23 protein-coding genes are annotated in these 23,835 nt (G+C 67.4%); 7 read left to right on the top strand and 16 right to left on the bottom strand.

From position 1 onward, the window contains the following. Positions 1-219 precede the first annotated feature (219 nt). Positions 220-762 carry a DUF4203 domain-containing protein gene (locus SX243_04895; GenBank protein ID MDY7092294.1) on the top strand — a complete coding sequence of 181 codons (543 nt, stop codon included), beginning with the start codon at positions 220-222 and terminating at the stop codon, positions 760-762. Between the two features lie 157 nt (positions 763-919). Here the strand turns inward: SX243_04895 and infC are convergent, their stop codons facing one another. Continuing rightward, positions 920-1,495, bottom strand: coding sequence for a translation initiation factor IF-3 (gene infC / locus SX243_04900; protein ID MDY7092295.1), 576 nt, complete (start codon positions 1,493-1,495; stop codon positions 920-922). Between the two features lie 316 nt (positions 1,496-1,811). On the opposite strand from infC, the gene SX243_04905 reads away from it, so the two are divergent. Next, complete coding sequence (locus SX243_04905; GenBank protein MDY7092296.1) at positions 1,812-5,156, top strand: two-component regulator propeller domain-containing protein; 3,345 nt, start codon at positions 1,812-1,814, stop codon at positions 5,154-5,156. A gap of 163 nt (positions 5,157-5,319) precedes the next feature. After that, positions 5,320-6,438 (top strand): tetratricopeptide repeat protein, encoded by a 1,119-nt coding sequence (locus SX243_04910; protein MDY7092297.1) that lies wholly within the window; start codon positions 5,320-5,322, stop codon positions 6,436-6,438. A gap of 4 nt (positions 6,439-6,442) precedes the next feature. Here SX243_04910 and epmA read toward each other — a convergent pair whose 3' ends face one another. Both epmA and efp read right to left on the bottom strand, forming a co-directional pair. Further along, the gene (epmA, locus tag SX243_04915; GenBank protein MDY7092298.1) at positions 6,443-7,393 is read right to left on the bottom strand and encodes an EF-P lysine aminoacylase EpmA; all 951 of its coding nucleotides are present in this window, start codon (positions 7,391-7,393) and stop codon (positions 6,443-6,445) included. 4 nt (positions 7,394-7,397) lie between these two features. After that, positions 7,398-7,964, bottom strand: a complete 567-nt coding sequence (gene efp, locus SX243_04920) for an elongation factor P (GenBank protein MDY7092299.1) — start codon at positions 7,962-7,964, stop codon at positions 7,398-7,400. A gap of 79 nt (positions 7,965-8,043) precedes the next feature. On the opposite strand from efp, the gene epmB reads away from it, so the two are divergent. Both epmB and SX243_04930 read left to right on the top strand, forming a co-directional pair. After that, positions 8,044-9,144, top strand: a complete 1,101-nt coding sequence (epmB, locus tag SX243_04925) for an EF-P beta-lysylation protein EpmB (GenBank protein ID MDY7092300.1) — start codon at positions 8,044-8,046, stop codon at positions 9,142-9,144. A 39-nt stretch (positions 9,145-9,183) separates the two neighbouring features. Continuing rightward, positions 9,184-10,158, top strand: coding sequence for a deoxyhypusine synthase family protein (locus SX243_04930; protein ID MDY7092301.1), 975 nt, complete (start codon positions 9,184-9,186; stop codon positions 10,156-10,158). 10 nt (positions 10,159-10,168) lie between these two features. Here the strand turns inward: SX243_04930 and SX243_04935 are convergent, their stop codons facing one another. Beyond that, positions 10,169-11,086 (bottom strand): alpha/beta hydrolase, encoded by a 918-nt coding sequence (locus SX243_04935; GenBank protein ID MDY7092302.1) that lies wholly within the window; start codon positions 11,084-11,086, stop codon positions 10,169-10,171. Positions 11,087-11,310: 224 nt separating this feature from the next. Here SX243_04935 and SX243_04940 point away from each other — a divergent pair, with 224 nt between their 5' ends. Further along, positions 11,311-12,381 carry an FAD:protein FMN transferase gene (locus tag SX243_04940; protein ID MDY7092303.1) on the top strand — a complete coding sequence of 357 codons (1,071 nt, stop codon included), beginning with the start codon at positions 11,311-11,313 and terminating at the stop codon, positions 12,379-12,381. On the opposite strand, the gene SX243_04945 is transcribed toward SX243_04940, so the two are convergent. The 7 genes from SX243_04945 to SX243_04975 all read right to left on the bottom strand — a co-directional run bounded on the left by SX243_04945 (position 12,368) and on the right by SX243_04975 (position 20,185). After that, positions 12,368-13,057: a zf-HC2 domain-containing protein gene (locus tag SX243_04945; GenBank protein MDY7092304.1), complete on the bottom strand. Its 690-nt coding sequence runs from the start codon at positions 13,055-13,057 to the stop codon at positions 12,368-12,370. The genes SX243_04940 and SX243_04945 overlap by 14 nt on opposite strands. Continuing rightward, positions 13,054-13,584 (bottom strand): sigma-70 family RNA polymerase sigma factor, encoded by a 531-nt coding sequence (locus tag SX243_04950; protein ID MDY7092305.1) that lies wholly within the window; start codon positions 13,582-13,584, stop codon positions 13,054-13,056. The genes SX243_04945 and SX243_04950 overlap by 4 nt, the downstream gene beginning before the upstream one ends. Before the next feature lie 101 nt (positions 13,585-13,685). Next, entirely contained in the window at positions 13,686-14,285 is a 600-nt protein-coding gene (locus SX243_04955) for a hypothetical protein (protein MDY7092306.1), read from the bottom strand. Between the two features lie 68 nt (positions 14,286-14,353). Then, a complete protein-coding gene (locus SX243_04960; GenBank protein ID MDY7092307.1) occupies positions 14,354-14,944 on the bottom strand; it encodes a hypothetical protein in 591 nt (196 codons plus the stop codon). 213 nt (positions 14,945-15,157) lie between these two features. Then, entirely contained in the window at positions 15,158-18,805 is a 3,648-nt protein-coding gene (locus SX243_04965) for a CHAT domain-containing protein (protein MDY7092308.1), read from the bottom strand. Beyond that, on the bottom strand, positions 18,802-19,569 hold the full coding sequence (locus SX243_04970; protein MDY7092309.1) for a hypothetical protein: 768 nt from the start codon (positions 19,567-19,569) through the stop codon (positions 18,802-18,804). The genes SX243_04965 and SX243_04970 overlap by 4 nt, the downstream gene beginning before the upstream one ends. Next, positions 19,556-20,185: a sigma-70 family RNA polymerase sigma factor gene (locus SX243_04975; protein ID MDY7092310.1), complete on the bottom strand. Its 630-nt coding sequence runs from the start codon at positions 20,183-20,185 to the stop codon at positions 19,556-19,558. Before SX243_04975 ends, SX243_04970 begins: the two co-directional genes overlap by 14 nt. 261 nt (positions 20,186-20,446) lie before the next feature. Here SX243_04975 and SX243_04980 point away from each other — a divergent pair, with 261 nt between their 5' ends. Continuing rightward, positions 20,447-20,911 carry a hypothetical protein gene (locus SX243_04980; GenBank protein MDY7092311.1) on the top strand — a complete coding sequence of 155 codons (465 nt, stop codon included), beginning with the start codon at positions 20,447-20,449 and terminating at the stop codon, positions 20,909-20,911. A 209-nt stretch (positions 20,912-21,120) separates the two neighbouring features. Here the strand turns inward: SX243_04980 and SX243_04985 are convergent, their stop codons facing one another. From SX243_04985 to SX243_05005, 5 genes are all read right to left on the bottom strand, one after another. After that, on the bottom strand, positions 21,121-21,342 hold the full coding sequence (locus tag SX243_04985) for a hypothetical protein (protein MDY7092312.1): 222 nt from the start codon (positions 21,340-21,342) through the stop codon (positions 21,121-21,123). Between the two features lie 31 nt (positions 21,343-21,373). Next, positions 21,374-21,721, bottom strand: coding sequence for a cytochrome c (locus SX243_04990; GenBank protein ID MDY7092313.1), 348 nt, complete (start codon positions 21,719-21,721; stop codon positions 21,374-21,376). Between the two features lie 61 nt (positions 21,722-21,782). Continuing rightward, positions 21,783-22,559, bottom strand: a complete 777-nt coding sequence (locus SX243_04995) for an SDR family NAD(P)-dependent oxidoreductase (GenBank protein ID MDY7092314.1) — start codon at positions 22,557-22,559, stop codon at positions 21,783-21,785. An 81-nt stretch (positions 22,560-22,640) separates the two neighbouring features. Continuing rightward, entirely contained in the window at positions 22,641-22,988 is a 348-nt protein-coding gene (locus tag SX243_05000) for a phage holin family protein (GenBank protein MDY7092315.1), read from the bottom strand. Positions 22,989-23,044: 56 nt separating this feature from the next. Further along, positions 23,045-23,635 (bottom strand): YqgE/AlgH family protein, encoded by a 591-nt coding sequence (locus SX243_05005; GenBank protein MDY7092316.1) that lies wholly within the window; start codon positions 23,633-23,635, stop codon positions 23,045-23,047. Positions 23,636-23,835: the final 200 nt, after the last annotated feature.

A 23,835-nucleotide genomic window follows, 5' to 3' on the forward strand; every position in this document is an offset into this window, starting at 1 on the left:
GCCCCCGCCCCGGCCAAGAATGCCGTGCCAAGACCCTCCTGGGGGCGCCGGCATCTTGCCGGCTCCGGGGTGGGAGGGGGCATCCGCCTCCTGGGGCCACCGGCATCTTGCCGGCTCCGGGGGCGGGCGGGGGTCGCGTCCTCGGAAGGGGGCACGCTATCGAGTCGCGAGGTACTTCAGTGCCTCGCGGGGGACCCCGCGACAGGCTAAAATCCCTCCATGTTCGACATGTCGTGGCTGCCGTCGGGGGGACCGGAAATGGCCGTGGTGAGCGGTGGGGTGGGGTTGTTGTTGCTCTTGGCCGGGCGGCGGTTGTTTTGGTTGGCGTTGGCTACGGCGGGGTTTTTGACCGGGTTTTTGTTGCTGCCGCAGGTGGCGCCGGGGGCGGGGGAGGTGTTGCGGTGGGGGTTGGCGGTGTTGGGGGGCGTGGTGGGAGCGCTGCTGGCGATCTTCGTGCAGCGGGTGGCGGTGGCCATTGGCGGGTTCCTGCTGGGCGGCTATGGAGCCCTGGTGCTGGCGGATGGGCTGGCGCTCCAGGCACCGGGGTTTTGGCCCATCGCCATCTATGTCGGCGGGGGCATTCTCGCCGCGCTGCTGGCGTCGCTGCTCTTCGAAGGAGCCCTCATCGCACTGTCAGCGCTCCTAGGCGCGGCGATTTTGGTGCAACTTCAGCCGCTGCCGGCCGTAGCTCAGCTATGGCTCTTCCTCGTCTTGATGTTGGTGGGCGTAGCGGTGCAAAGCCGCGGCTGGGGCCGCGACTGAGTCACGGCCCCGTCTTCGCTCAAGCAACCTCGACCACGAAGCGGTAGGGGTGGAAGCAAACCGCAGGTAGGACGACCGGCACCGGGCACCGATCTGGTGCCGCCGAAGCCTCGAGGCGAGGGCGGGGCGGCGGTGGGCTTACCTCACGACTGGGTCTTCAAGATAGGGGATTGAGGATCATCACCATCTGACGGCCTTCGAGGCCACTGCGGGTCTCCACCTCGCCGACCTCGGACTCCTGAATCATCTCGGTGACGCGATCCAGAATCTTGGTGCCGAGCTCCGGGCGGCGCAGCTGGCGCAGGCGGAAGAAGACCGTAATTTTGACCTTCTTGCCCTTCTTGAGGAATCGGATGGCGCGCTTGGCCTTGATCTCGAAATCGTTGTCGTCGATGGTGGGTCGGAACTTGACCTCTTTGACCTCGATGACGGTGGCCTTCTTGCGGGACTCGCGGGCAGCCTTTTCCTTCTCGAACTTGGTCTTGCCCCAGTCCATGATCTTGACGACCGGCGGATCGGCGGTGGCTCCGACCTCCACCAAATCCAGGTTCTGCTCCGCGGCCCGCTCCCGCGCTGCCTCCAGGTCGACGACCCCGACTTGGCTGCCGTCGGCGTCGATCAAGCGAACGGGGCTTTTGCGAATTCTTTCGTTGACTCGGGTCGAGTCCTTCTTGGGCGGAGCAAAAAATCTACCTCGGCGTCCTCTCACTAGCACGTTCCTCTCTAAGGTCATTGATCGAATACTTGCTCTGAAGTGTAGCAGCTCCGAAGCAAGCGCTTGCGCCAGCACCCCGTGGGCGGCCGGCTGCATCTCCCGCGGCGGGTCCAAAGCGGGTGGATCCGGATCCGGCCCCGGGTTGGGGAAGCGGATCTTCGGGCCGCCCTCCATGAGGGCTTCGACACCACCGAGACGGGCTCGTCCGTCGAGAGAAGACCTAGTTTACGCTACTGAGCGAGGTTTCGCAGCCCGCACACCCTGGATCGCTGGGATACGATAGCTCGGATCGGTCCTCTGAAAGCTCTTTTCCGACCTCCAAGTGCTCACTCTCTTGCGCCCATCCTCGGCATCCAGCTCCAACGGCTCGGCGGCCCGGGCGGTGACGGCGGCGGTGATCTGGTGCGCGGCCTGGCTCTTCACCAGCCCCGCCAGCGCCGCCGGACCGCCAGTGGTGACCTTCCAGGTACTCGATACCCACCGGGGATTGAGTCACGACTCTGTCACCGCCATCACCCAGGATCGCCAGGGATTCCTCTGGTTGGGGACCCGGGAAGGCCTCAATCGCTACGACGGCCAGCGCATCCGCTCCTTCCTCCACGACCCGGAGGACGAGTCGTCTCTCTCCGGAAGCCACGTCACCGCCCTCCAAGCTGCCGCCGACGGCCGGCTGTGGGTGAGCACCATCGAAGGCGGGTTGGACGTCTTCGACCCCGATACCGAGACTTTCTCGCCCTATCCGCTGGGGGCGCCCCCAGGAGAGCCCCGGGGAGCGGCCCAACCCGGCGGGGAAGACGGCCCCCCGCAGATCTCCAGCCTGCTGGAGGACCGGCAGGGACGGCTGTGGGTGGGCACCGACCAGGGCTTGTGGTGCCAGGAGCCGGCCAGCGGACGATGGACGGTCTTTCGGCACGCCGAGGCAGACCCTGCCAGCTTGAGCCACGACCGGGTGATGAGCCTCCACGAGGACGCCGACGGCACGTTGTGGATCGGCACCTACGGCGGTGGCCTGGGTCGCCGGGCCGCGGAGGACGAAGGCTTTCGCACCTATCGGCACGACCCGGAAGACCCGAAGAGCCTGAGCAGCGACCTGGTGCAGACGGTGTACCGGGATTCCCGCGGAACTTTGTGGGTGGGCACAGCCGGAGCCGGCCTCAACCGCCTGCAGCCGGATGAGAGCACCGACGACGGTGCAACCTTCGAGCACTGGCGCCACGACCCGGAGGACCCGAAAAGCCTGAGCAACGACTACATCCACGGCCTGCAAGAGGACGAGAGCGGACATCTGTGGATCGCCACCTACGGCGGCGGGCTGGAGCGCCGGGGCGTCGGCGGGGAGCTGATCACCTTTCAGCACAACCCGCGCAACCCCGTAGACCCCAGCAGCCTGCCGGAGAATTTCCTGGCGACCCTGTTCCGGGACCGCTCCGGCACCTTCTGGGTCGGCACCGACGAAGGTGGAGCGGTGAGCTTCCATCGCAACCGGGACCGCTTCACGCACCACTTCAACGACCTGGTGGGCCCCGCCGGGCTGAGCCACAACACGGTGTGGTCGTTCTACCAGCAGTCCGACGGCACCCTGTGGATCGGCACCTCCAACGGCCTCAACCGGTTGGACCCGGAGAGCTACGGGTTCACCCGCGTCGAAGGCCCGGACATCGACGATGCCCACATGGTGCGCTCGCTACTCGGCGATGCTCCCGAGGGCAGCGAGGAGGTCACCCGGCTGTGGTTCGGCACCCTGGCCGACGGCGTGCAGCAACTGGATGTGACCAGCAGAAGCCTCGAGGCCGAGCCGGTGCTGCGCTCCCAGCGGGTGCGGGCGCTGTTGGGGGACGGCTCCGGCGGCCTGTGGGTCGGCACCCAGGGGGGTGGCCTGCTGCATTTGCCCAGGAATGGAGATCCCGTCTTGGCCTACGGCCACGCGCCGGAGAACCCCCGCAGCCTGTCCCACAACATCGTCACCTCCCTGGCCCGGGATCCGCGGAGCGGCGCCTTGTGGGTCGGCACCCAAAGCGGCGGCCTGAGCCGTCTCGACCCCAGCACCGGGCAGTTCCAGCAGTTCACCCACGATCCGGAGGATCCGGTGAGCCTGTCTTCCGACGAGGTCCACCACCTGCTCACCGACTCCCTAGACCGGCTGTGGATCAGCACCGGTCGGGGTCTCGATCAATGGTCGGCGGAAGGCCAGGCCATCGAACACTATGGCCAAGCCGAAGGTTTGCCGGAGGGGGCTGTCTTCTGCGCCCAGGAAGACTCCCAAGGCCGGCTGTGGATGAGCACCGAAAGCGGCATCAGCCGCCTCGACCCGAGCACCGGGAAAGTCCGCAGTTTCGACGCCCGGGAGGATCTCCACAACAACCGCTTCCTCGGTGGCTCGTGCTACCGCGGTCCCACCGGCACCCTCTTCTTCGGCGGCGTCTACGGTTTCCACAGCTTCCAGCCGGGCGAGATCCGAGACAATCCCCAGGTACCCTCCGTGGCGATCACCTCCGTGCGGGTGTTCAACGAGCCGGTCCCCCGAGACCAGCTGCCGCCCTCGGCCCGGCGATTGCGCCTCTCCCACCGGGAGAACTTCCTGACCTTCGAGATGGCGGCGCTGCACTACGCCGACCCGCGACGCAACCAATACTCCTATCGGCTGAAGGGTTTCGACCGGGAGTGGATCGACGGCGGCAACGAGCCCCAGGCGGCCTATTCCAACCTGCCGCCGGGTCGCTACCTTTTCCAGGTCCGGGGCTCCAACAACGACGGTCTGTGGAATCTGGAGGGGGCGGAGCTGCCCCTCACCATCGCCCCGCCGGTGTGGGGCAGCTGGTGGGCCTACGGCCTCTACGCCGCCCTCGGGGTCGGGGCGCTCTTGCTGCTGCTGCGAGCCCAGGGCCAGCGGGTGCGCCGGCGTAGCGAGGATCTGCGCAAAACCGAGGAGCTCGAGCGCGCCCGCGCCCTGCAGCTCTCCATGCTGCCCAAACAGCCGCCCCGGCGGCCGGACCTGGACATCGCCGTGCACATGCAAACCGCCACCGAGGTCGGCGGGGATTACTACGACTTCTTCCCCCAGGAGGACGGTTCCCTCTTCGTCGCGTACGGCGACGCCACCGGCCACGGCATCTCCGCGGGCATGATGGTCTCCATGACCAAGATCGCCCTGCGCTCGCTGGACGTGCGCGAGCCGGCCCGCATCCTCGACCGCCTGAGCCGCATCCTGCGGGAGATTCACCCCAGCGGTCTGCGCATGGCGCTGGGCCTGGCCCGCCTCGGCCCCGGGGAGATCGAGATCGCCTCCGCCGCCATGCCGCCGGCGCTGCTCTACCGGCGGAGCACCGGCAGCGTCGAGGAGATCCTGCTGCCGGCGCTGCCCCTGGGAGGCAACCTGGTGGCTCCCTACCCTTCGCGGGCGGTGAGCTTCGAGCCGGGGGATACGCTGGTGGTGATCTCCGACGGCCTGCCGGAGCGGCGCAACGGGCTGGACGAATGCCTTGGTTACCGCATGGTGGAAGAATGTCTGGCGCGCCACGGCAGCGGCAGCGCCCGGCAGGTGCTGGGCGAGCTGGTCCAGCTGGGGGAAGAATGGTCCGGCGGCCAACCGCCCCAGGACGACATCACCATCCTGGTCATCCGGCGGCCGGACCTGGGGTCGGGCAGTCGTCCACAGAGCTCCGGGGGAGGCAGTGCGTAGATCTGCCCACATGGATACCCTCTCGGACGGAACGTTCGGACGGAATGAACCCCAGCCGAGCAAGGTTTTGATTGAAGGGAATTAAAGGGAATCTGCATCGCCCATGACACGCAACCGCAGCACCTCACTCGGGCCAGAGCCGCCAGCGGCTCGCGGGGGATTCTTGCGGCCGCGCCCCGGGCTTCTCGCCGCTTTCCTCACCCTCCTCCTCTCCCTCACCGCCTGCGGCAGTCTGGGGCCTCAACATCTCGCCAGCGCCGCCGCCCGGGAAGCCATCGCCGCCCGAGGCCTGGATCCCGATGAAGTGCTGGTGCCCTTCCAGCTGACCGAGGAAATGGAGCAGTGGGCGCGGGAGGCGGTGCCCAAGAATCTGCCCAAGGCCGAGCGCTCCCAACGACTGCTGGAGGCGCTGGTCCAGCTCGAAGGATTGAATCTGCAATACCGCAGTGACTTCACCGGCACCGCCGAAGAAGTCTTCGAGACCCGCCAGGCCAACTGTCTCTCCTTCACCCACCTCTTCGTGGCCATGGCCCGATCCCTTCACCTCGACGCCTATTTTCTCTTCGTCCAGGACATCCAATCCTTCTTCCAGGAAGGGGATCTGGTGATCAACGCCAGTCACGTCACCGCCGCCACCGGGCCGCAGCAGGATCCTCAAATCCTCGAGTTCACGGACCGCACCGACGTCGAATACCGCAGGTTCCACCACATCTCGGACCTGCGGGCTGTTGCCCTCTTCTACTCCAACCGTGGTGCCGAGCTGCTTCGGAAAGGGCAGCCCGGAGGCGCGCTGCAGTGGTTGGAGACGGCGGTCCAGCTGGATCCTGCCCTCGCCGACGGCTGGGTCAACCTCGGCGTCGTGCGCCGCCGGCTGGGCGATTTGGAGGGAGCGGAAACCGCCTATCAGCGGGCGCTGCAAGAAGATGCCGGCACCAGCGCCGCCTATCACAACCTGGCGGCGCTCTATCGCCACCTGGGCAAGGAAGAGATGGTGGAAGAGCTCCTCACCCTGGCTGACGAAAGCGGCAACCGCAATCCCTTCACCTACCTGCGCCTGGGGGATATCAATCTGCGCCAGGGAGAGCTGGACGCCGCCCAACGCTTTTACCGCCGCGCCTCCCAGCTGGATCCGGAGCTGGCGGAAGCCTACGCCGCCCTCGGGCAATGGGCGTTGGAGGTCGGCAGGGAGAAAGCGGCCCGCCGCTGGCTGCGACAGGCTCGTCGATTGGATCCGGAAGATCGGCGAGTGGTCAGTCTCGGGCGGCAGTTGGAGACGCCTTAGCGCATCAGGCCCGATCGGCCGGAAACGCAAGCACCTCCTGCAACGAGCTCGCCCCGGCGGCGAGCATCACCAATCGGTCCACTCCCAGGGCGACCCCGGCGCAGGGGGGCAGCCCCGCCTCCAGCGCCGCCAGCAAGCGCTCGTCCACCGGCACCGGGGGTAGACCCGCCTCGGCCCGGCGGTCCAGATCGCGCTCGAAGCGCCGCCGCTGCTCCGCCGGGTCGAGAAGCTCGTGGTAGCCGTTGGCCAGCTCCACGCCCTCGACATAGGCCTCGAACCGTTCCGCCACCGCGTCCTCCCCCTGCCCCCGGACCCGCGCCAGCGCCGCCTGATCCGGCGGATAGTCGTAGAGCAGGGTCGGCCGGCGGCGCCCCAACTGCGGCTCCACCACCAGGCTCAGGAGCAGGTCGAGCCAGCCGCCGCGGTCGTCGGCGTCGAGACCGGAGACCTCGCCGAGACCCAGCTCCTGCGCTCGCCGCCGCAGCTCCTGCGCCGAGGCGGTCCAGGGATCGACCCCGGCATGCTCGCGCACCGCCTCGCGGTAGGTTTGGCGCTCCGCCGGCGGCACGCTGAGGATCCGGCTGAGCAGCGCCGCCACCTCGTCCATCAGCCGGTGGTGATCCCACCCCGGCCGGTACCATTCGAGGAGAGTGAATTCAGGATTGTGACGGCGGCCTTGCTCGCCGTCGCGAAAGGCCTTGGAGATCTGGTAGATGGGACCGCTGCCGGCGGCCAGCAGCCGCTTCATGGCGTATTCCGGGGAGGTTTGCAGATAGCCCCGGCGGCCACCGACGGTGGCGACGATGCTTTGAATGTGCAGATCGGAGGCGGTGGCGGCGCCGAGCAGGGGGGTCTCCACTTCGAGCACCCCCGCCTCGGCGAAGAAGGCCCGAATCTCGGCCAAGACCTCGGCCCGCCGGCGCAGGGCTTCCAGGCCGGCGGTGGGCCGCCACAAGGTGCTACTCCTTGGCGCGGGAGACGTATTCGCCGGAGCGGGTGTCGACTTTGATCACCTCTTCTTCTTGGATGAAGAGCGGTACCCGCACCACGGCACCGGTCTCCAGAGTCGCGGGCTTGCTGCCGCCGGAGGAGGTGTCGCCCTTGAGGCCGGGGTCGGTCTGGGTCACCTTGAGGGTCACGAAGTTGGGGGCGGTGACGGAGAGGGGATGACCGTTGTAGAGGGTCACGGTGCACATATCCTCTTCTTTGATCCAGTTCACCGTGTCGCCCATGGCATTGGCGTTGGCCTGGTGCTGGACGAACGTGTCGGGGACCATGAAGTGCCAGAACTCCCCGTCGGTGTAGAGGTACTGCATATCCGTTTCCATCACGTCCGCTTCGTCGAAGCCCTCACCGGATTTGAGGGTCTTCTCGAGCACTCTGCCGGTGGAGAGGTTGCGCAGCTTGACGCGGACGAAGGCCTGCCCCTTGCCGGGTTTGACGAACTCGGTGTCGATGATGGTGCAGGGGTCGCCGTCGAGCATGACCTTCAGGCCGCTCTTCAATTGGTTGGTGCTATAAGCCATAGTTTCCTCGGAGCTGGGTCGCAATATGGTTGAATGCTTGGAATCTTCGGTCACTGAGCCATTGAGGACCGGGTCACCCATGATAGTACGAAGCACTCCAGCCTGGCAGCAAGCGCTGACTCAGGCCATCTCCGATCCCCTCGAGCTCCTGGAGCTGCTGCAGCTCTCCCCCGCCGCTCTCGGCGTTCCCGAGGACGCGGCGGCGGCGCGGCGCCAGTTTCCCCTGCGAGTGCCTCGCGGATTCGCCGCCCGCATGCGCCCCGGCGACCCCGCCGACCCGCTGCTGCGCCAGGTCTTGCCGGTGGACCGGGAAGCGCAGCCGGCACCGGGATTCTCCACCGATCCGCTGGCGGAGAGCGAGTCCCACCCCACCCCGGGGCTGCTGCACAAATACCGCGGCCGGGCCTTGCTGGTGGTCACCGGCGCCTGCGCCGTCCACTGCCGCTACTGCTTCCGCCGCCACTTCCCCTACGCCGAGAGCAGCGGCCGCGGCACTTGGGACCAAGCGCTGGAGCATCTGGCGGCGGATTCGAGCCTGGTGGAGGTGATCCTCAGCGGCGGCGACCCCCTGTCGGTGAGCGACGGCCAGCTGGCGGAGCTGGTCCAGCGCCTCACCGCCATCCCCCATCTGCGCCGTCTGCGGATCCACAGCCGGCTGCCGGTGGTGCTGCCGGAGCGCATCGACCACCAGCTGCTGGAGTGGCTGGCGGGCTCGCGGCTACGGCCGGTGCTGGTGATCCACGCCAACCACCCGCGGGAGATCGACGATGCGGTGGTGGAAGCCTTGGAGAGGCTGCGCCGGGCGGGGGTCACGCTGCTCAACCAGGCGGTGCTGCTGCGCGGCGTCAACGACGATGTGGCGGTGCTGGAGGAGCTCAGCGAAGTGCTCTTCGCCGCCGGGGTGCTGCCCTACTATCTGCACCTGCTGGACCGGGTGGACGGCGCCGCTCACTTCGAAGTTCCGGAGCCCGAAGCCCGGCGCCTCGCCGCCGGCCTCACCCGCCGCTTGCCGGGCTACTTGGTGCCGCGATTGGTGCGAGAGGTCGCCGGTGCCGAAGCGAAGGTACCGGTGGACCTCCAGCGGGAATTGAGGGGGCGTGAAACAATGATCTCAGCGCCCGGCGCCACCCGCGCAAGGCCCGCGGATGAGAAGCATCGCAGACCGAGATTCGACGTTTGAAGTCTGGCGAAGGTTGAAGTCAGAGGAAGGGTTCGCAGCATGGAACGAGGTCCTGTCTCCCGGTTCATCGACCACCACTACCGTCACTTCAACGCCGCGGCGTTGATGGATGCCGCCCGCGCCTACGAAAAGCATTTGGAGGACGGCGGCTCGATGATGATCACCCTCGCCGGCGCCATGAGCACCGCCGAGCTGGGACTTTCGCTGGCCGAGATGATCCGCCAGGACAAGGTCCAGATCATCACCTGCACCGGCGCCAACCTGGAGGAGGACGTGTTCAATCTGGTGGCCCACGATCACTACGTGCGGGTCCCCAACTACCGCGACCTCACCAAGGCCGACGAGCAAAAGCTGTTGGAGCGCCAGCTCAATCGGGTCACCGACACCTGCATTCCCGAAGAGGAAGCGATGCGGCGCATCGAGCACACCGTGATCAAGCTGTGGGAGGACGCGGACAAGGCCGGCGAGCGCTATTTTCCCCACGAGTTCCTCTACCGGCTGCTGCTCTCCGGCGAGCTCGAGAAGCACTACCAGATCGATCCCGACAACAGCTGGCTGATGGCGGCGGCGAAGAAAAATCTGCCGATCATCGTGCCGGGCTGGGAGGATTCGACCCTGGGCAATATCTTCGCCGCTCACTGCATCCAGGGCGACATCGAGAATCCCCACACCGTGCGCACCGGCATCGAGTACATGACGTATTTGGTGGATTGGTACCGCGAGACCGCCGGCGAGCGGCCGGCGGGCTTCTTCCAGATCGGCGGCGGCATCGCCGGCGACTTCCCCATCTGCGTGGTTCCCCTCATCGAGCAGGATCTGCGCCAGCCGGCGCCCCACTGGGCCTACTTCTGCCAGATCAGCGACTCCACCACCAGCTACGGCTCCTACTCCGGCGCCGTGCCCAACGAGAAAATCACCTGGGGCAAGCTGACCCCGGAAACCCCCAGCTTCATCATCGAATCCGACGCCACCATCGTGGCGCCGCTGATCTTCGCCTGGCTCCTCGGCTGGTAGCTCTCGCCGCTCAAACGCCAGCAGGCTCCTCGACAGGTCCCGCTTCGCCCGCCGACAGGATCGGCGCCAAGAACTCGACCCCCCGGGCGATGATCTCCGGATCCCGGGCGATGCGGTGATGGCCGAGACCGGGAACGGTCTCCAGCTGCACCCGCGAGCTCTTCCGCACGACCCGCTGCGCCCCTTCGAAGGGCACTTCCGGATCCTCCGGATCGTGGAGCCACAGAACGGGGCTGGTGACCTCCGCCGCCCGGCGGTGGGCGTCGAATTCGGCCATGGAGAATCCGAAGACTTCCACCACGGCGTCGAGCATGCGGCGGTGCAAGGACCGGGGCAGGCCCAGCGCGCGACAGAAATAGGCGGTGGCGTCGACACCGCTCTCGGCGCCGGCGAGAATCACCATGCGCTGGGGCTGCAGGTTGTAAAAACCCAGGAGCTCACCGGCGGTCACCGCCAGGAAACTGGCCAGTCCGCCCACCGAATGGGCCACCAAGGCCGCCGGAGCCCCCACTTCCTCGGCCAGCGCCATCAACGCCAGAGCGAATCCCCGGGGCGAGGTGATCTTGCCCTCGGACTCGCCGTGGGCCGGGGCATCCGCCGCCGCGACCCGAAACCCCGCCGCCCGCAGAGGCTCCACCCACACGGCGAGCCGGGCGGCGCGGGACTCCCAGCCGTGAACCAGAATCACCAATGGCGCCTCCTCACCGCGCTCCGGATGGGGCCAGTGGTAGGCCTGGATGCGCTGGCCCTCGACCTCCAAGGCCAGCCTCTCGGCGGCCTCCATCACCGACTCCACCACGCCCGGAACCTTGCCCCGGAAGCGCGGTGTGCAGAACATGCGGAAGGCGAAGCGCCCGGCGCGCCGGGGGGCAATGCGACCGAGAATGCGCAGAAATCGCCCGACGGCGAACACGATGAGCTGGTTCATGGTGGGAGCACTCCGAGTCTTCAGGACGGGGCGAGTCTTCAGGACGGGGCGAATCTTCAGGACAGGATGTTCATAAGGACAGGACGGGATCGCACCGCAGAGGACGAACGCTCCCAGTGTAAACGCCGGCGAAGGCTCCTTCCAGCATCCACCATCAACCTCCTCGGAGCGCCGGCGGGCGTCCTCAGAGCACCCGCAAGCCGCTAGCGCGCTATCATCGATGCATGCCCTATCGCTCTTCCCCCCGATCGAACCCGCATCCGGCCTTTCTTCTCTTGCTGATGGTGATCACCACCGCCATCGTGTCACCGGCCCTCGCCGGTCCCGCAGCTGGCCCACCGGTGGAGCCGGTGCGCATGGCGGCGGAGGCTTTTGGTCAGGCGATGGAAATCGAAGTCCGAGGATTGCCCCAAGACCAAGCCCGCACCGCCATCGAAGCAGCGATGGAGGAGATTCTGGAGATCGAGGCCCTGTCGCGGGTGAACGGCGACGCGGAGCAGGGCATCGCCCGGCTCAACGGTGCGGCCCGCGGCCAGGCGGTGTCCCTGGACCGCCGCATCTTGGCCCTGCTCTCCCGCGCCCGGGACTTCTGCATCTGGTCCCGCGGCGCCCACGGTCCGTTGGGCGGCCGGCTGTACAGATTGTGGGGCCTCCACGACGACTCCGGGGTCGCCGCCCGGGGACTGCCCCGCGGCTCGGCGTTGTCGGAGGCGGTGGCCAGCGCCCAATGCAATCGCCTGGCCCTCGACCCCACCGCCGGCACGGCGACCCTGGCGGCGGGGAGCAGTGTCGATCTATGGGGCTTCGCCCAAGGGTATGCGGTGGATCGGGCGCTGGCGGTGCTCAGCGACCACGGCTGCGACAATGCCTGGGTGGAGGTGGGATGGGTGCGCCGCGGAATCGGCGACGGCCCCGGCGGCTATGGCTGGCGGCTGACCCTGCCGGTGGTGGAAGGCTACACCCAGCCGCTGGACGAGGTGTGGATCCGCGACCGCGCCATCGCCCTCACCCGCGCCGACGAGGAGCCGCTGATCATCGGCGGCGATCTCTACCCGCCGTTCATCGACCAGAACTCCGGCCAACCCGCCGAGGGTGTGCAGGCGGTGATCGCCTCCAGCGAGCTGGCGGTGGACGCCCAAGGCCTCGCCACCGCCATGATGATCCTCGGCAACCGCCGCGGCCAAGCGCTCTTAGGCGGTCTGCGCCCCCTCCCCTCGGTCCTCTGGATGCTCGGCGACGGCACCGGCTCCCCCCTGCTGGCGGCCTACCAATGGTCGAAGCTCAAGACCCGCTGAGCTCCAGCTCTCCGGCTCTCCAACTACCTAGCAGCTCCGGCTCGGCGAGGCCCACCTCGAAACCGGCCATCCGGCCGGGAGTGTCGGCCGGTAGCTGGAGGCTCTCGAAGGAAGACACTCCCGGCTCTTGGGAGCTGACCATCGGCTGAGGCGAGGGGCATTCCAGGGCGCTGGAACAAGGACTCTGCGACCAGCAATCGGCGCCGGCCATTGGCGAGGAGCAGCGGCCGGCGAGCCCGACGGTACCGGGCTTGTCGACACCTGTCAGCGAAGGCGACGTCGGCGGCGCAACGGCCTGATCGGCGAGCCGTGATTGCGCTTCTCGGAGTGACGACGGCGTGAGAAAGCTCAGCACCAGCACCACCAGCAGAACTCCCGCCAAGAGCAAGAGCGCAGCGATCCGCCACCGTGAAGCTCCGAGCCCGCGGAGACGTCGCTCCGGGCCCCGGAGCCCCTCTCTCTGCAACCGAGCCGCGAGCCGAGCTTCGAATCCCGGGGGAGCCGCCTGAGGAACCATCTCCCGCAACGCCCGGCCAGGTACCGCCAGCTCTTCGAGCCTTCTTCGGCACTCGGCACAGCCGTCGAGGTGAGCGGCTACATCCTGCGTCCGGGAACTTTCGAGCTCCCCGTCGAGCCACTCGCTGAGCAAAGCCTGAATCTCGTGACAACGCATCATCCATGCCTCCTACCGATCCAACGCGCCAGATGGCTCCGCGCCGCATTCAAGCGAGAACGGACCGTACCCACCGGAATGCTCAGAGTATCGGCGATCTCCTGATACGAAAGCCCTTCCCACTCCCGGAGAATCATGGTGTCCCGATGCTCGTCGGAGAGCCGGGCCATGGCCTGCTTCAGGCGCCGCCGTAGCTCGCCGCGAGAGAGCCCTGAGGCGGGATCCTGGCCTTTCGCCGGTAGCTCCTCCAAAACTTCCATGGTCACCGGAGCCATGCGGGCTCGTTCCCTGCCCAGCCTTCTGCGGTAGCCCCTTCCGACGTTGCGCACCACCGACACCAGCCAAGTGCTGAACCGCGACTCCCCTCGGAATCTCGCGATGGAACGAAAGATCTCGACGAAGACCTCCTGAGCCAGATCCTCGGCATGCTCGACCCCCACCTGCCAGACCGATAGCTGATAGACGCGGTCTTTGTAGCGTGAGACCAACTCGTCCATCGCCTCGGCCTCGCCGTCGACAATCCGCGCCACCAGGCGCTGATCTCCTTCGTCCGAGAATGGACCTACGGCCCGCCCCGCCGAAGACGAGATCGGAGGGCGAGCCGCAGAGACTGAGAGCTTCAAGCCTCAGCTCACTTTCCATCGAAGCTCAGATTCATCGGTTCAGCGGGCTGGCCAGTGCCATTCCCTCGGCCGGTGACCGGAAAATTCTGGCCCACAACTTCCAGTTGCAGATTGCGTACCGACAAACGGCCTGCTCCGTTGAGCAAGAAACCCATCGCCAGGCTCTCCGCATCCTCCGCCACGTCCACGATGACCTCATGATGACTCCATCCGGTGGTACCGCGAATCGGCCGATCATGCATATTGTCGAAGCCATGCGGCCGACGTCCGTCTCGACGATCAACCCTGAGCCATAGCCCAGCCCAGTTGTCGACCTGCTCTGCCTTGACCTCTCCCGAGAGCCTGACCCTCTCGCCACGAAGATGATCGGCCGCGAGATTCCGCATCACGGTACCGAACCCGGGGGCGCTGTCAGGGTCGATGGATCGCAGATGCACCATCGGCTCCCCCTCGTCTTCCTCCTCATTCCAGACGACTTCGTACTGCTCCGGCGCGCTTCCGGCCTTGAACCAAACCTTGGTGCCCGTAGACAGAACCTTCTCGGCGTCCGCCGCAGCAGTGACCAAAAGAAACATGGTGACCAGCAACCATCCGTATCGCATCAACATTCTCTTTCTCCCCTCTCACTTCTGATGATTTCGCTCTTCCCGATGACTTTCGCGGTTTCGGGCCGCGACTACCTGTCGCCTTCGAAGCCCAGATTGCCCGGCTCGTCTGAAGCTCCCGCTCCTTGTTGGATTCCGGTCAAGGGCACGCTTTCGTCGACGATTTCGAAGTCCAACTCGTCAGCCCAGAGCTGGCCGGAGCCTGCCAGCAGGAAGCCGAACGCGATATTCCGGCTTTCCTCCGCCACGTCGAGAACGATGGAGTAGCGCTGCCATTCCGTGGTACCGCGGACACCCCGGTCGACCATGTTGTCGAAGGCCAGAGGCTGCCGAGCGTCTTTCCCGTCGATGCGAAGCCAGAAGCCGGCCCAGCCCTTGACGTCGTTGGATTTGAGAAGGCCGGACAGACGCACCCGCTGCCCGCGATAGCGCTCCGGAGAGACGTTCTGCATCACGGTTCCAAAGCCGCCGGCGCTCGCTCCCTGTTTCGAGTGGAGGTAGGCCGCCTTCCCCTTGCCGTCCCCCAGATCCTCGACACCCATCTCATAGTCCTGCGGCTGGCTTCCGGCCAGGAACCAGCCCTTGATGGAGTCCGCCTGCAAAGCGCCGACGAACATCACCGCCGCCATCACCCACAGCAAACCCGCTACCGACCTGTGCAAACTTTGTCTCCAATGCCTCATCGTTCGACTCCCTTCATTCCGTCCAAAAATTTTTGCGATCACCGCGAACCCGTCACTTCAGGATCGCGCTCATGTCATGAGTGCACTGAGCACACAAAAAGTTCATTCTTATCGAGAATGCGGCAAGAAAGAGCGGCAGGAGGCCGCCGCTCCGAAGTCAAGGCATCTGCTGAGCGATTCAGAAGGGAGGAACTATTTCCAGCGACCCGTGAGCTGAAAGCCCGCCCAGTAGTAGGGATGGGAAGCGTCGACGGTCTCCGCCGGGGGGCGGGACCAGAAGAGGGAGCGGATCGGTTCCCACAGCCAGCCGGGGCCCGGGGTCGGGCCTCGCGGTAGGTCCACCGGGCCGGCAGCGAGCTCCATTTGAGCGCCGCGGAGGGCTTCGTCTTTGCTCTCCCCCGCTTCCAAGCGCGCGTAGAAGCGGGCCATGAGGGCAGCGGTGGAGCGGTCGGGGACGCTCCAGGAGGCGGAGACCACCGCCGGTGCACCGGCGAATTGGAAGGCGCGGGTCAGCCCCACCATGCCCTCGCCGGCGATCTCCCGGCCGAGGCCGCTGCGGCAGGCGGAGAGGGTCACCAGCTCGGCGTCCACCCGCACTCCCTCGAAGATCTCCCAGGCCTGGAGCAGGCCGTTGTCCTCGCCGGGGCGGACCTCGTCGGGGCGGCTGAGCACCAGCGCCGAGTCGAGGGGGAAGCGCTCGTCCATCACCGCGTGGGTGGCGAAGTGCAGATAGCGCACGTTGTCGCCGGCGTTGCGGGCGGCAACCTCGGTGGCTTCCTCGCCGACGAAGACCCGGGCCTCCTGGCCGAGGAGCTCGGCGATGGTCTCGACCTCGAGGCGACTGGTGGGCAGCGGCGCGAGGGCGGCCCCCCGCCGGACTTCCGAGAGCGGCCCTTCGGCGGGCGCCTGGTCCTCGTTCCCGGCCTCTGCAGAACCCCCGAAGAGAGGATCGCCGAAGAGCGCCGCGGCGATCCGGACCTCGCCGTCCGGCCCCTCTTCCTGCTCCTCCGCCAGCTGATGAGAAAGGGCCAGCTGGTGGTAGAGGGTCAGCGACAGGGCCGAGTGCAGGGGGCGCCAGGCAGCCAGGTAGGGGGGCACCGTGGGAGACGAGTCTGGGGACCGTGCTGCCGGGGCATTGGTCGCCGCATCGGAGGAGCTCACTGGCTCTTCAGAGCTCACCAGGGCACCGAAGGGGAAGCCGTGGAGGGGGCCGTCGGGGATCACCAGGATGCGCTCGCCGGCGGCGATTTCCGGTTCCGCCGGCGCCACCAGCAGATCGTAGAGCTCGGTCCCCAGGGCACGCACCGCGGTGAGGCCGGTTCCCGGTGCTTCCAGAACCAGCAGCCAGCGCTGCACCTTGGCCCGCAGCTCGGCCTCGGAGACGGCCAGAGGGATGGCCCGGGGCTCGGCGTCGCGGGTCACCACCAGCAGCCAGCCGGATTCCTCGCCCAGAGAGTAGTAGAGCGCCACGGTCCCCGGATCCAGCGCCCGGCGAGCCGCGGCAGCGTCCAACGGTTGGGGGTCCTGGAGCGACGCCAGGCGAGGTGACGCCCGGCGAATCTCGGCGCGCACCTCGTCCTGCTGCTGGCGCAATCCGCGCAGGCGCTCCAAAACCGTCGCCACCCGCTCCGGGTCCGCCTTGGCGCTGAGCCCGGCGAGCTCTTCTTGAGCCCGGTCGTACTCCACCGCCAGCTGCCGGCGGCGGCGGTCCAGCTCCGACGACAGATCGGCGGAGAAGACCAGCTCCCGCTGCGCCAGCAGCGAGAGCAGCACCCGCGCCCGGGAGCGCTCCAATGCGTCCAAGGCCGCCGAAGTGTCGCCGTTGCGCAGCGCCAGATCCACCCGGCGGCGATAGACCTCCAGGGCCTTGGCTCCATACAGCGCCTGCTGTTGATCCGAACCGCCGATCTTGCCCCGCTGGGCGTCGAGAGCTTCGGTAGCGCGCTCCAGGACCTCCGCCGCCTCCTCCTCCCGACCGGCGGCGATGAGGATCTCCGCCAGGGTTTGCAGCGATCGAGCCTGGTCATCGGTGCCCGGCGCCAGCTGGTCGAGGATCTCCAGGCCGTCCCGGAGCGTTTGTTCAGCCCGTCGCAGCTCGCCCTGGAGCAGTGCGACCCGACCCCGATGGTGCAGGCATTTGGCGTGGTCGAGACTCCCCGGAGTCCGTTCCCGAAAGATCTCCAGGGCTCGCTGGCAATGCTCCCGGGCCTCCGTCAACTGCCCCCGCCGCCAGGCCGCGTGGCAGAGATGGGTCAGAGCCCGGGCCTCCTGAGCGGTGTCCGGCACCTCCCGGCGATGGATGGCGTGGGCGTCCTGGAGGAGCTCCCAGGCCGCATCCAGCTGCTCCCGGTCCATGGCCAGGGACGCCAAGTTCAGTAGGCTGGTGGCCTCGTCCAGACCGCCGGGGGCAATCTTTCGCCGGATCGCCAGGGCTCGGCGATGGTAGTCCTCCGCCGCCGCCAGATCCCCGCGGCGACGAGCGAGGGTTCCCAGGTTGTTGAGGGTGACGGTGGTCGACATGCCTCCCGGATCGTGGCGCTCGCTGGACTCCAAAGCCTGGCGGTAATACTCCTCGCCGGTGACCAGGTCGCCCCGCTCCGTCGCCAGCAGGCCGAGGTTGTGCAGCACGGTGTTGTGGGCCGAGCTCCCCGGCAGCTGCTCCGAGAACAGCTCCAGTGCCTGCTCCAAGGCTTCCTGGGACCCGGTCAAGTCTCCCTGCAAACTGAGGACGGTGCCCAAGCTGTTGAGGCTGTGCCCCTCCTGGAGAGTGCCCGGAGCCAGCTCCTGGCGCACGGCGAGGGAGGTGCGGAAATATTCTTCCGCCGCCACCAGATCGCCCCGGATGGCGTAGATCTTGCCCAGCTGATTGGTCGCCCGCGCCTCCCGCAGGCTCCCCGGAGCCCAGCGCTGGACCAGCTCCAGAGCTCCCCGGTAGGCCTCCTCGGCGGCGTCGAGACGGCGGCGGCGGTACTCCAGCTCGCCGGCCTTCTCCAGCGCCCGGGCCACCCCCAGGGCGGCGTCCGGGACCTGGCGCCGCAGCTCGGTGGCGCGGTGGATGGCTTCGATGGCGCCCTGGTGATTCTGCTGCCGGGTGCGCCAGCTGGCCACCGTCTCCTCCACCCACGACAGCGCCCACAGATCGCCGGGACCGTCGAGGTCGTCCCGCGCCCGCTGGGCGGCGGCCTCCGCCTCCTCCCAGCGGTGGTCGCTGGCCCAGGCGGTGGAGGCCATGAGGTCGAGCCAGGCGGAGCCTTGAAGCATCCCGGCCTGTCGCCGCTGGTCCGCCATCTCGACGAGAATCTTCGCCGCGCCGGTGGAGTCGTCTTGGCGGGAGAGCTCCAGGGCTTGGTCGTAGTGCTCCTGCTCCGCCGGATCGAGGGCGGGGTGCTTCTGCAGCTCCCACTCCCGCTCCGGCGGCTCGATGGCAAAGGGCTCCCCGTCGCGCCAGCCGCGCACCACCACACCGCCCCGGGGGGCCTGGGCGACTTGGGCGAAGAGCAGGTCGAAGGGGGTGCGGATGGGGCCGCCGGCGGGCTCGCCACCTGTGAGCTGACCGCCAGCAGCCCCATCCTCCGGTCCCCGGGGCCGGCTCCAGGCGATGAGCCGATCCCCAACCTGCAACACTGCCTGGTCGGCGTCGATGCCCGGAGGAAGCTTTTCCACCACCACGCCCACCGTAGGCGGCGGAGGCAGCCCCGGCCCCGGGGGCTCCTCTCCTCCGGGCCCACAGCCCGCCAGCAAGGCCACCACCAGGGCCAGCACCGACACCACCACCGGCCGACCGCCGGCTTTCCCTGGGCTGGCTGTCGGGAATCGCGCCCTGCGCTGCTGCGGGTTCATGGCTCCAGACTCAGCTCATAGGGACCGAGGCGGCCCCGGCGCACTGAACCTTCCACCTCGACGATCCAGAAGTACGCGCCGCCGGCCTCCAGGCGCTCCTGCACCGCCGCCGGCAGCGAGATCTCTGAAACGGCGACCGCCTCGCTGGTCCACAGCGGCTCGGCGTCGCTGGCGAAGAGGGTGACGCGATAGGCCGTGGCGCCGACTTCCGGCGGCCAGGACAGGGTGGAGGGTGCTTGCTCCAGGACGCTGCCCGGCGCCGGCGTCACGGCACCGGTAGCCTCCCGCAGGCGCTCGCCCCCCGGCGGCCCCGGATCGACGTCACCGGTGTTGACGCGCCACAGCTGCAACCCACCCACCGCCATCAGCACCACCACCGCCGCCGCCGCCAGCTGGGGCCACCAGCGGCGAGGGGCGCGCACGCCGCGGGGAGGCATGGGAGTGGCGGGGCGTAGGGGCTCTCGGGATCCGTAGGGATCGGGGACTTCGGAAGCCTCGGGAGGCTCCGATGCGGACGCCTCCTCCGGGCTCTCCGCTGCGGCAACCTCTGATTCCAGGCCTTCGGTGAGACGCCGCAGGGACAGGGCTACCCGCATCTCCGCGGAGCAGTCGGCGCAGCTCTCGAGGTGCAGCAGAAGCTCCTCCCGCTCCTTGCCGGTGATCTCCTCGGCGGCCAGCCGTACCCAGGCCTCCGGCTGCGGGCACTCTCCCGGAGACGGCGCGTCGCCGGCGAGGTCGCGTAGGTCCTGGTCACGTATCTTCATAATCGAATCCTCGGGCGCGGAGCTCGGCGCGCACCACGGCGAGCCCCCGGTACAGCAGGTTGCGGGCCCGCGGCTCGGTCCAACCGGTGAGCTCCGCGATGTCGTTGGAGCTGAAGCCCCGCAGGTAGAGGTTCACCGCCCGACGCCGATCCGGCGGCAGCTGGCGCACCACCTCGTCGGCCTGGGCCAGTACCTCGTTGCGCCGCGCCAGCAGCTCCGGGGACGGTCCCGGATGGGCCAGCGGCGCCGCGGTGGCCTCCTCCGCCTCCCCCTCCTCGGCCAGGGCCTGTTGATCCTTGGCCCGGCGAGTCCGCGCCCGGCGCATGGCGTCGAGGGTGGTGGTCGCCGCCACTCTGTAGAGAAAAGACGCAGGGTGGCGCACATTCCTCTCACGTTGGAGGGCTTTCCATACCCGCACCCGGACCTCCTGCTCCAGATCATCGACCTGGATTCCGAGATCTGACGGGCACAGGCGCACCAACGTCTGCCGCAGCCATCCGCCATAGCGCTCCAGAAGATCTTCGAAGAGCGCGTTGACGGAGGCGGGTTCTTCGCTTGGGATGACCGGGAAGCTCCTACGTCGAGGAATGAACGAAGCGGCGACATCATCGGGCACCGAGCCGCCGGAAAAGCAAGAGAACCGTCTAAGAATCAGCGTAATCAAGGCGCTCAAAGCGGTCAAGCAACGCCACCTATCCTCCCGCAGCGGTCTCGGCCTGAGGATTCCGCCGGATGGCTCTCCCGCGGGGCGCCCCGATATACTGAGCTCCTCACAAAACGCTAGCTGCCCGTGGTGAAAGTCAGACGCCGGCGAGATCGAGAGCTTTCAGCCGGCCCCGAGAGTTCCCAACGAAAAGTGATTTCGAGGAGAAGATTCATGCGCAAGCTCAACATCGCCCTGGCCGTATTCGCCCTCTTGTCGGCCCTGATTCCGGCCGCCATCGCCGACGCTGGCGAGATCGAAAAGACCTTCCCCTTCGAGCTCGACCGCTGGTACGACCTGGAGGTCGAGGACGGGCCGGTGACCCTGCACCGCATCCGCGTCAAGCACGACGACCGCAAGATCCGCAAGTCCAACATCTTCCGCGGTGGCGACACCCCCTACGCCGACACGGTGGTCATCGAGCTCGACTACACCAACGAGTCCGACAACGATTGGGAAGCGAAGGTCCTGGTGCACTGGCGGGACAGCAAAAAGCGTCCCATCGACGGCTATGACGACGAGGAGGGGCTGAGCGAGGACGAGCGCCACGAGACCGCCACCATGACCATCGCGACGCTCAAATACGGCCTGGAGGTGGCCCGCGACCTCTACGTCAACATCGAGTTCTATCGGGACTGACCGCCCCCGCCCTCGACGCTGGGACGTCTCCCGGAAGCTCACTGGTCCGTCGAATCGGCGGCCGTTGGCAAGTACCTCCCCCGTCGTTGCCGGTGCTCAGCGTGCGTCAGATCGTCGCAGCGCAGGAGCGAGGCGCGGAGGCGTACCGTGTGTACGCCGCACAAGCCGAGGGACGAGCACGCGGCGAGATGGCGTGCGATGGGCGCCGGCTAGCTCTTGGGTTTCGGCCGGGTCGCAATCGCCACAATCAAACCGTGGACGATGTCCTTGAGCTCGACGGTGAACTCCGCCAGGTGGCGGTGCCGCTCCTCCAGCTGCTCGACGCTGGGGCGGCTCAGGCCGCCGCCGGAACGCGGCCGCACCTTGTAGGTCAGCCGCTCGTCGAGGGCTTCGAGGCGATGGTAGACCTCTTTCAGTTTCTGGGGATCCATGGGTCCTCTCCCAACTCCGTGAGCCGTGGAATCAAGTTCCGCCGCGCAGCTCGCGGATGTGCTCGATGATGGCCTCGATCTCGCTGTCGCTGAGATCGTCGAAGGCCGGCATGGTGGGGAAGATCCCCTCCCGAATGACTGATTCGATGACCCAGGGCTCGCCGCCCTCGACCCAGTGATTGTCCAGCAGATTGTTGCCGGCATAGCGACTATATTTGGGATTCTTGCCCGCGCCGTCCACCCCGTGGCACTCGGCGCAGAGCTTGCGCCACAGCTTCTCGCCTTCGCTGCGCTCCAGCATCAGCTCGCCGCAGCCGGCGGTCACGACCCCGGCGACCAGCGCCAGCGTCACGATCAGCACAACTCCTCTCGACCTCATCGCTCTCCTCCTCACCCCCGCCAGCCTACATCCCGCAGCCTGCATCCCGTCAGCTTTGCTGCTAGTCGCCGTCGGAACGGCGGTAGACCAGGGTCGCTCGAGCCTGGTCCCGAGGCCGCACGAGGATTTCATCGATATTGACATGGGGCGGCCGGGTCGCCGCCCAAACAATACATTCGGCCACGTCGTCCCCGGTGAGGGGCTCCATGCCCTGATACACGCTATCCGCCCGTTGTTGATCGCCCCCGAACCGCACCTTCGAGAATTCTGTGTCCACCAATCCGGGGTTGACTTCCGTCACCCGGATGGGCCGCCCCAAGAGCTCCAGCCGCAGGGTGTGGCTGAGAGCGCGCTGAGCGTGTTTGGAAGCGGTATAGCCGGCACCACCGGGATAGGTCTCAAAGCCGGCGATGGAACCGACCTGGATCAGATGTCCGTCCCCGGAAGCCTCCAGCGCCGGCAACAGAGCCTTGGTCATGCGCAGCACCCCCAGGACGTTGGTCTGGTACATCTCCTCCCATTTGTCCAAGTCCGCCTTTTCCACCGGCTCCACCCCCAAGGCCTTGCCGGCGTTGTTGACCAGCACGTGGAGATGGGGCACTTGCTCGGCGAAGGCGGCGACGCTGGCCTCGGAGGTGACGTCCAAGGGCAGCCCCACGGCGCCGTCCGGAAGCTCCCGGCGCAGGCGGTCCACCCGCCGAGCGCCGGCCACCACCTGGAAGCCCGCCGCCGCCAGCTGCCGGGCGGCGGCGGCACCGATACCCGAGCTGGCGCCGGTGACCACCGCCAGCTTGCCGTTTCCGGGTCGCTGCATCGAGGACGAAGAATCTGACGTCATCCGAGCCTCCCACTCGCTATTCCAACTACTGCCTTCTCCACTGCCAACGGCCTGTTGCCCAGGCGCGGCTCCAGCGAGGGATCAATCCCGGTCGAAGACCAGGCCCCGCACCACCCAGTTGAACACGCCGATGACGATGCCGCCAAGGATCGCCGGCATGCAGCCCTGCACCGTCAACCCCGGCAGCAGCGTCGCCACCAAGGCCAGCATCAGGCCGTTGACCACCAAGTAGAAGAGGCCCAGGGTGAGGATGATCAGGGGCAGCGAGAGCAGCGTCACCACCGGTTTGATCAGGATGTTGACCAGGCCCATGACCAACCCGGCGAAGAGCAGGTAGACGATATTGCCGCTGTAGACGATGCCGGGCACCAGATAGGCCGCCAGCCACAGGGCAAGACCGTTAATGATGATCTGCAGGACGATCCACATGAGGCTCTCCTTTTCGAAATGATCGCTTCAGCCGCGCTTGCTCGCCACGGGAAGACTCAATTGGCATCGCCGCCGCCGGTGGGCCACGACTGCAACGCCGCCGGATCGACGCCGACGCTGTGCAGGGCCTGAGCCCACACGGCGTCGGGCTCGCCGAAGACCAACTCCTGGTCCACCGGAGCGATCAGCCAGTCGTTGCGCTCGATCTCCTCCATCAGCTGTCCTTCCCCCCAGCCGGCATACCCCAGGACCAGGCGGAAGCGCTCCGGCGGCTCCTCCGCCAGCTGCTGCAAGTCCCCCAGGTGCTGGGTCACCCACAGGCCGTCCTGGATCTCGCTGGCCGCCAGCTCCTCCTCCAGCTCGGCGTGCTGCGGTGCATCCAGCACGCACAGCACCGACCCCAGCTGCGGCTGCACCGGCCCGCCGAAATAGGCCTTGAGAGCTGACTCTCCGCCCCAGGTGACCTCCATCCCCTGGAGGATCTCCGCCACCCGGATCTCGGTGGTGCGGTTGATGATGAAGCCGACGCTGCCCTCTTCCTCATGGTGCAACAGCAGCACGACGCTGCGGTGAAAGTAGGGATCCAGGACCTGAGGCATGGCGATCAGCAGAACCGGAGCCTCGAGGTCTGAGGGCAAGCTGGACATCTCGAAGATCTTACCGCGGATCCAGCAACCCATGGTGGCACCCGTTCCCAGGCACAAACCCGCCGGGAGTCGCATCCAGAGCCGGATTGAGATATCTTCTAAGTCCCACAGATGGCCCGTTTTGGGGAGAAATCCACCGAAGAGCGCGGGCCTCGTCCGAAGCATTAGGAATTGACCAGGCCTCGAGCACCCGGAACCAG

Source organism: Acidobacteriota bacterium (assembly GCA_034211275.1).
Taxonomy (GTDB): domain Bacteria; phylum Acidobacteriota; class Thermoanaerobaculia; order Multivoradales; family JAHZIX01; genus JAGQSE01.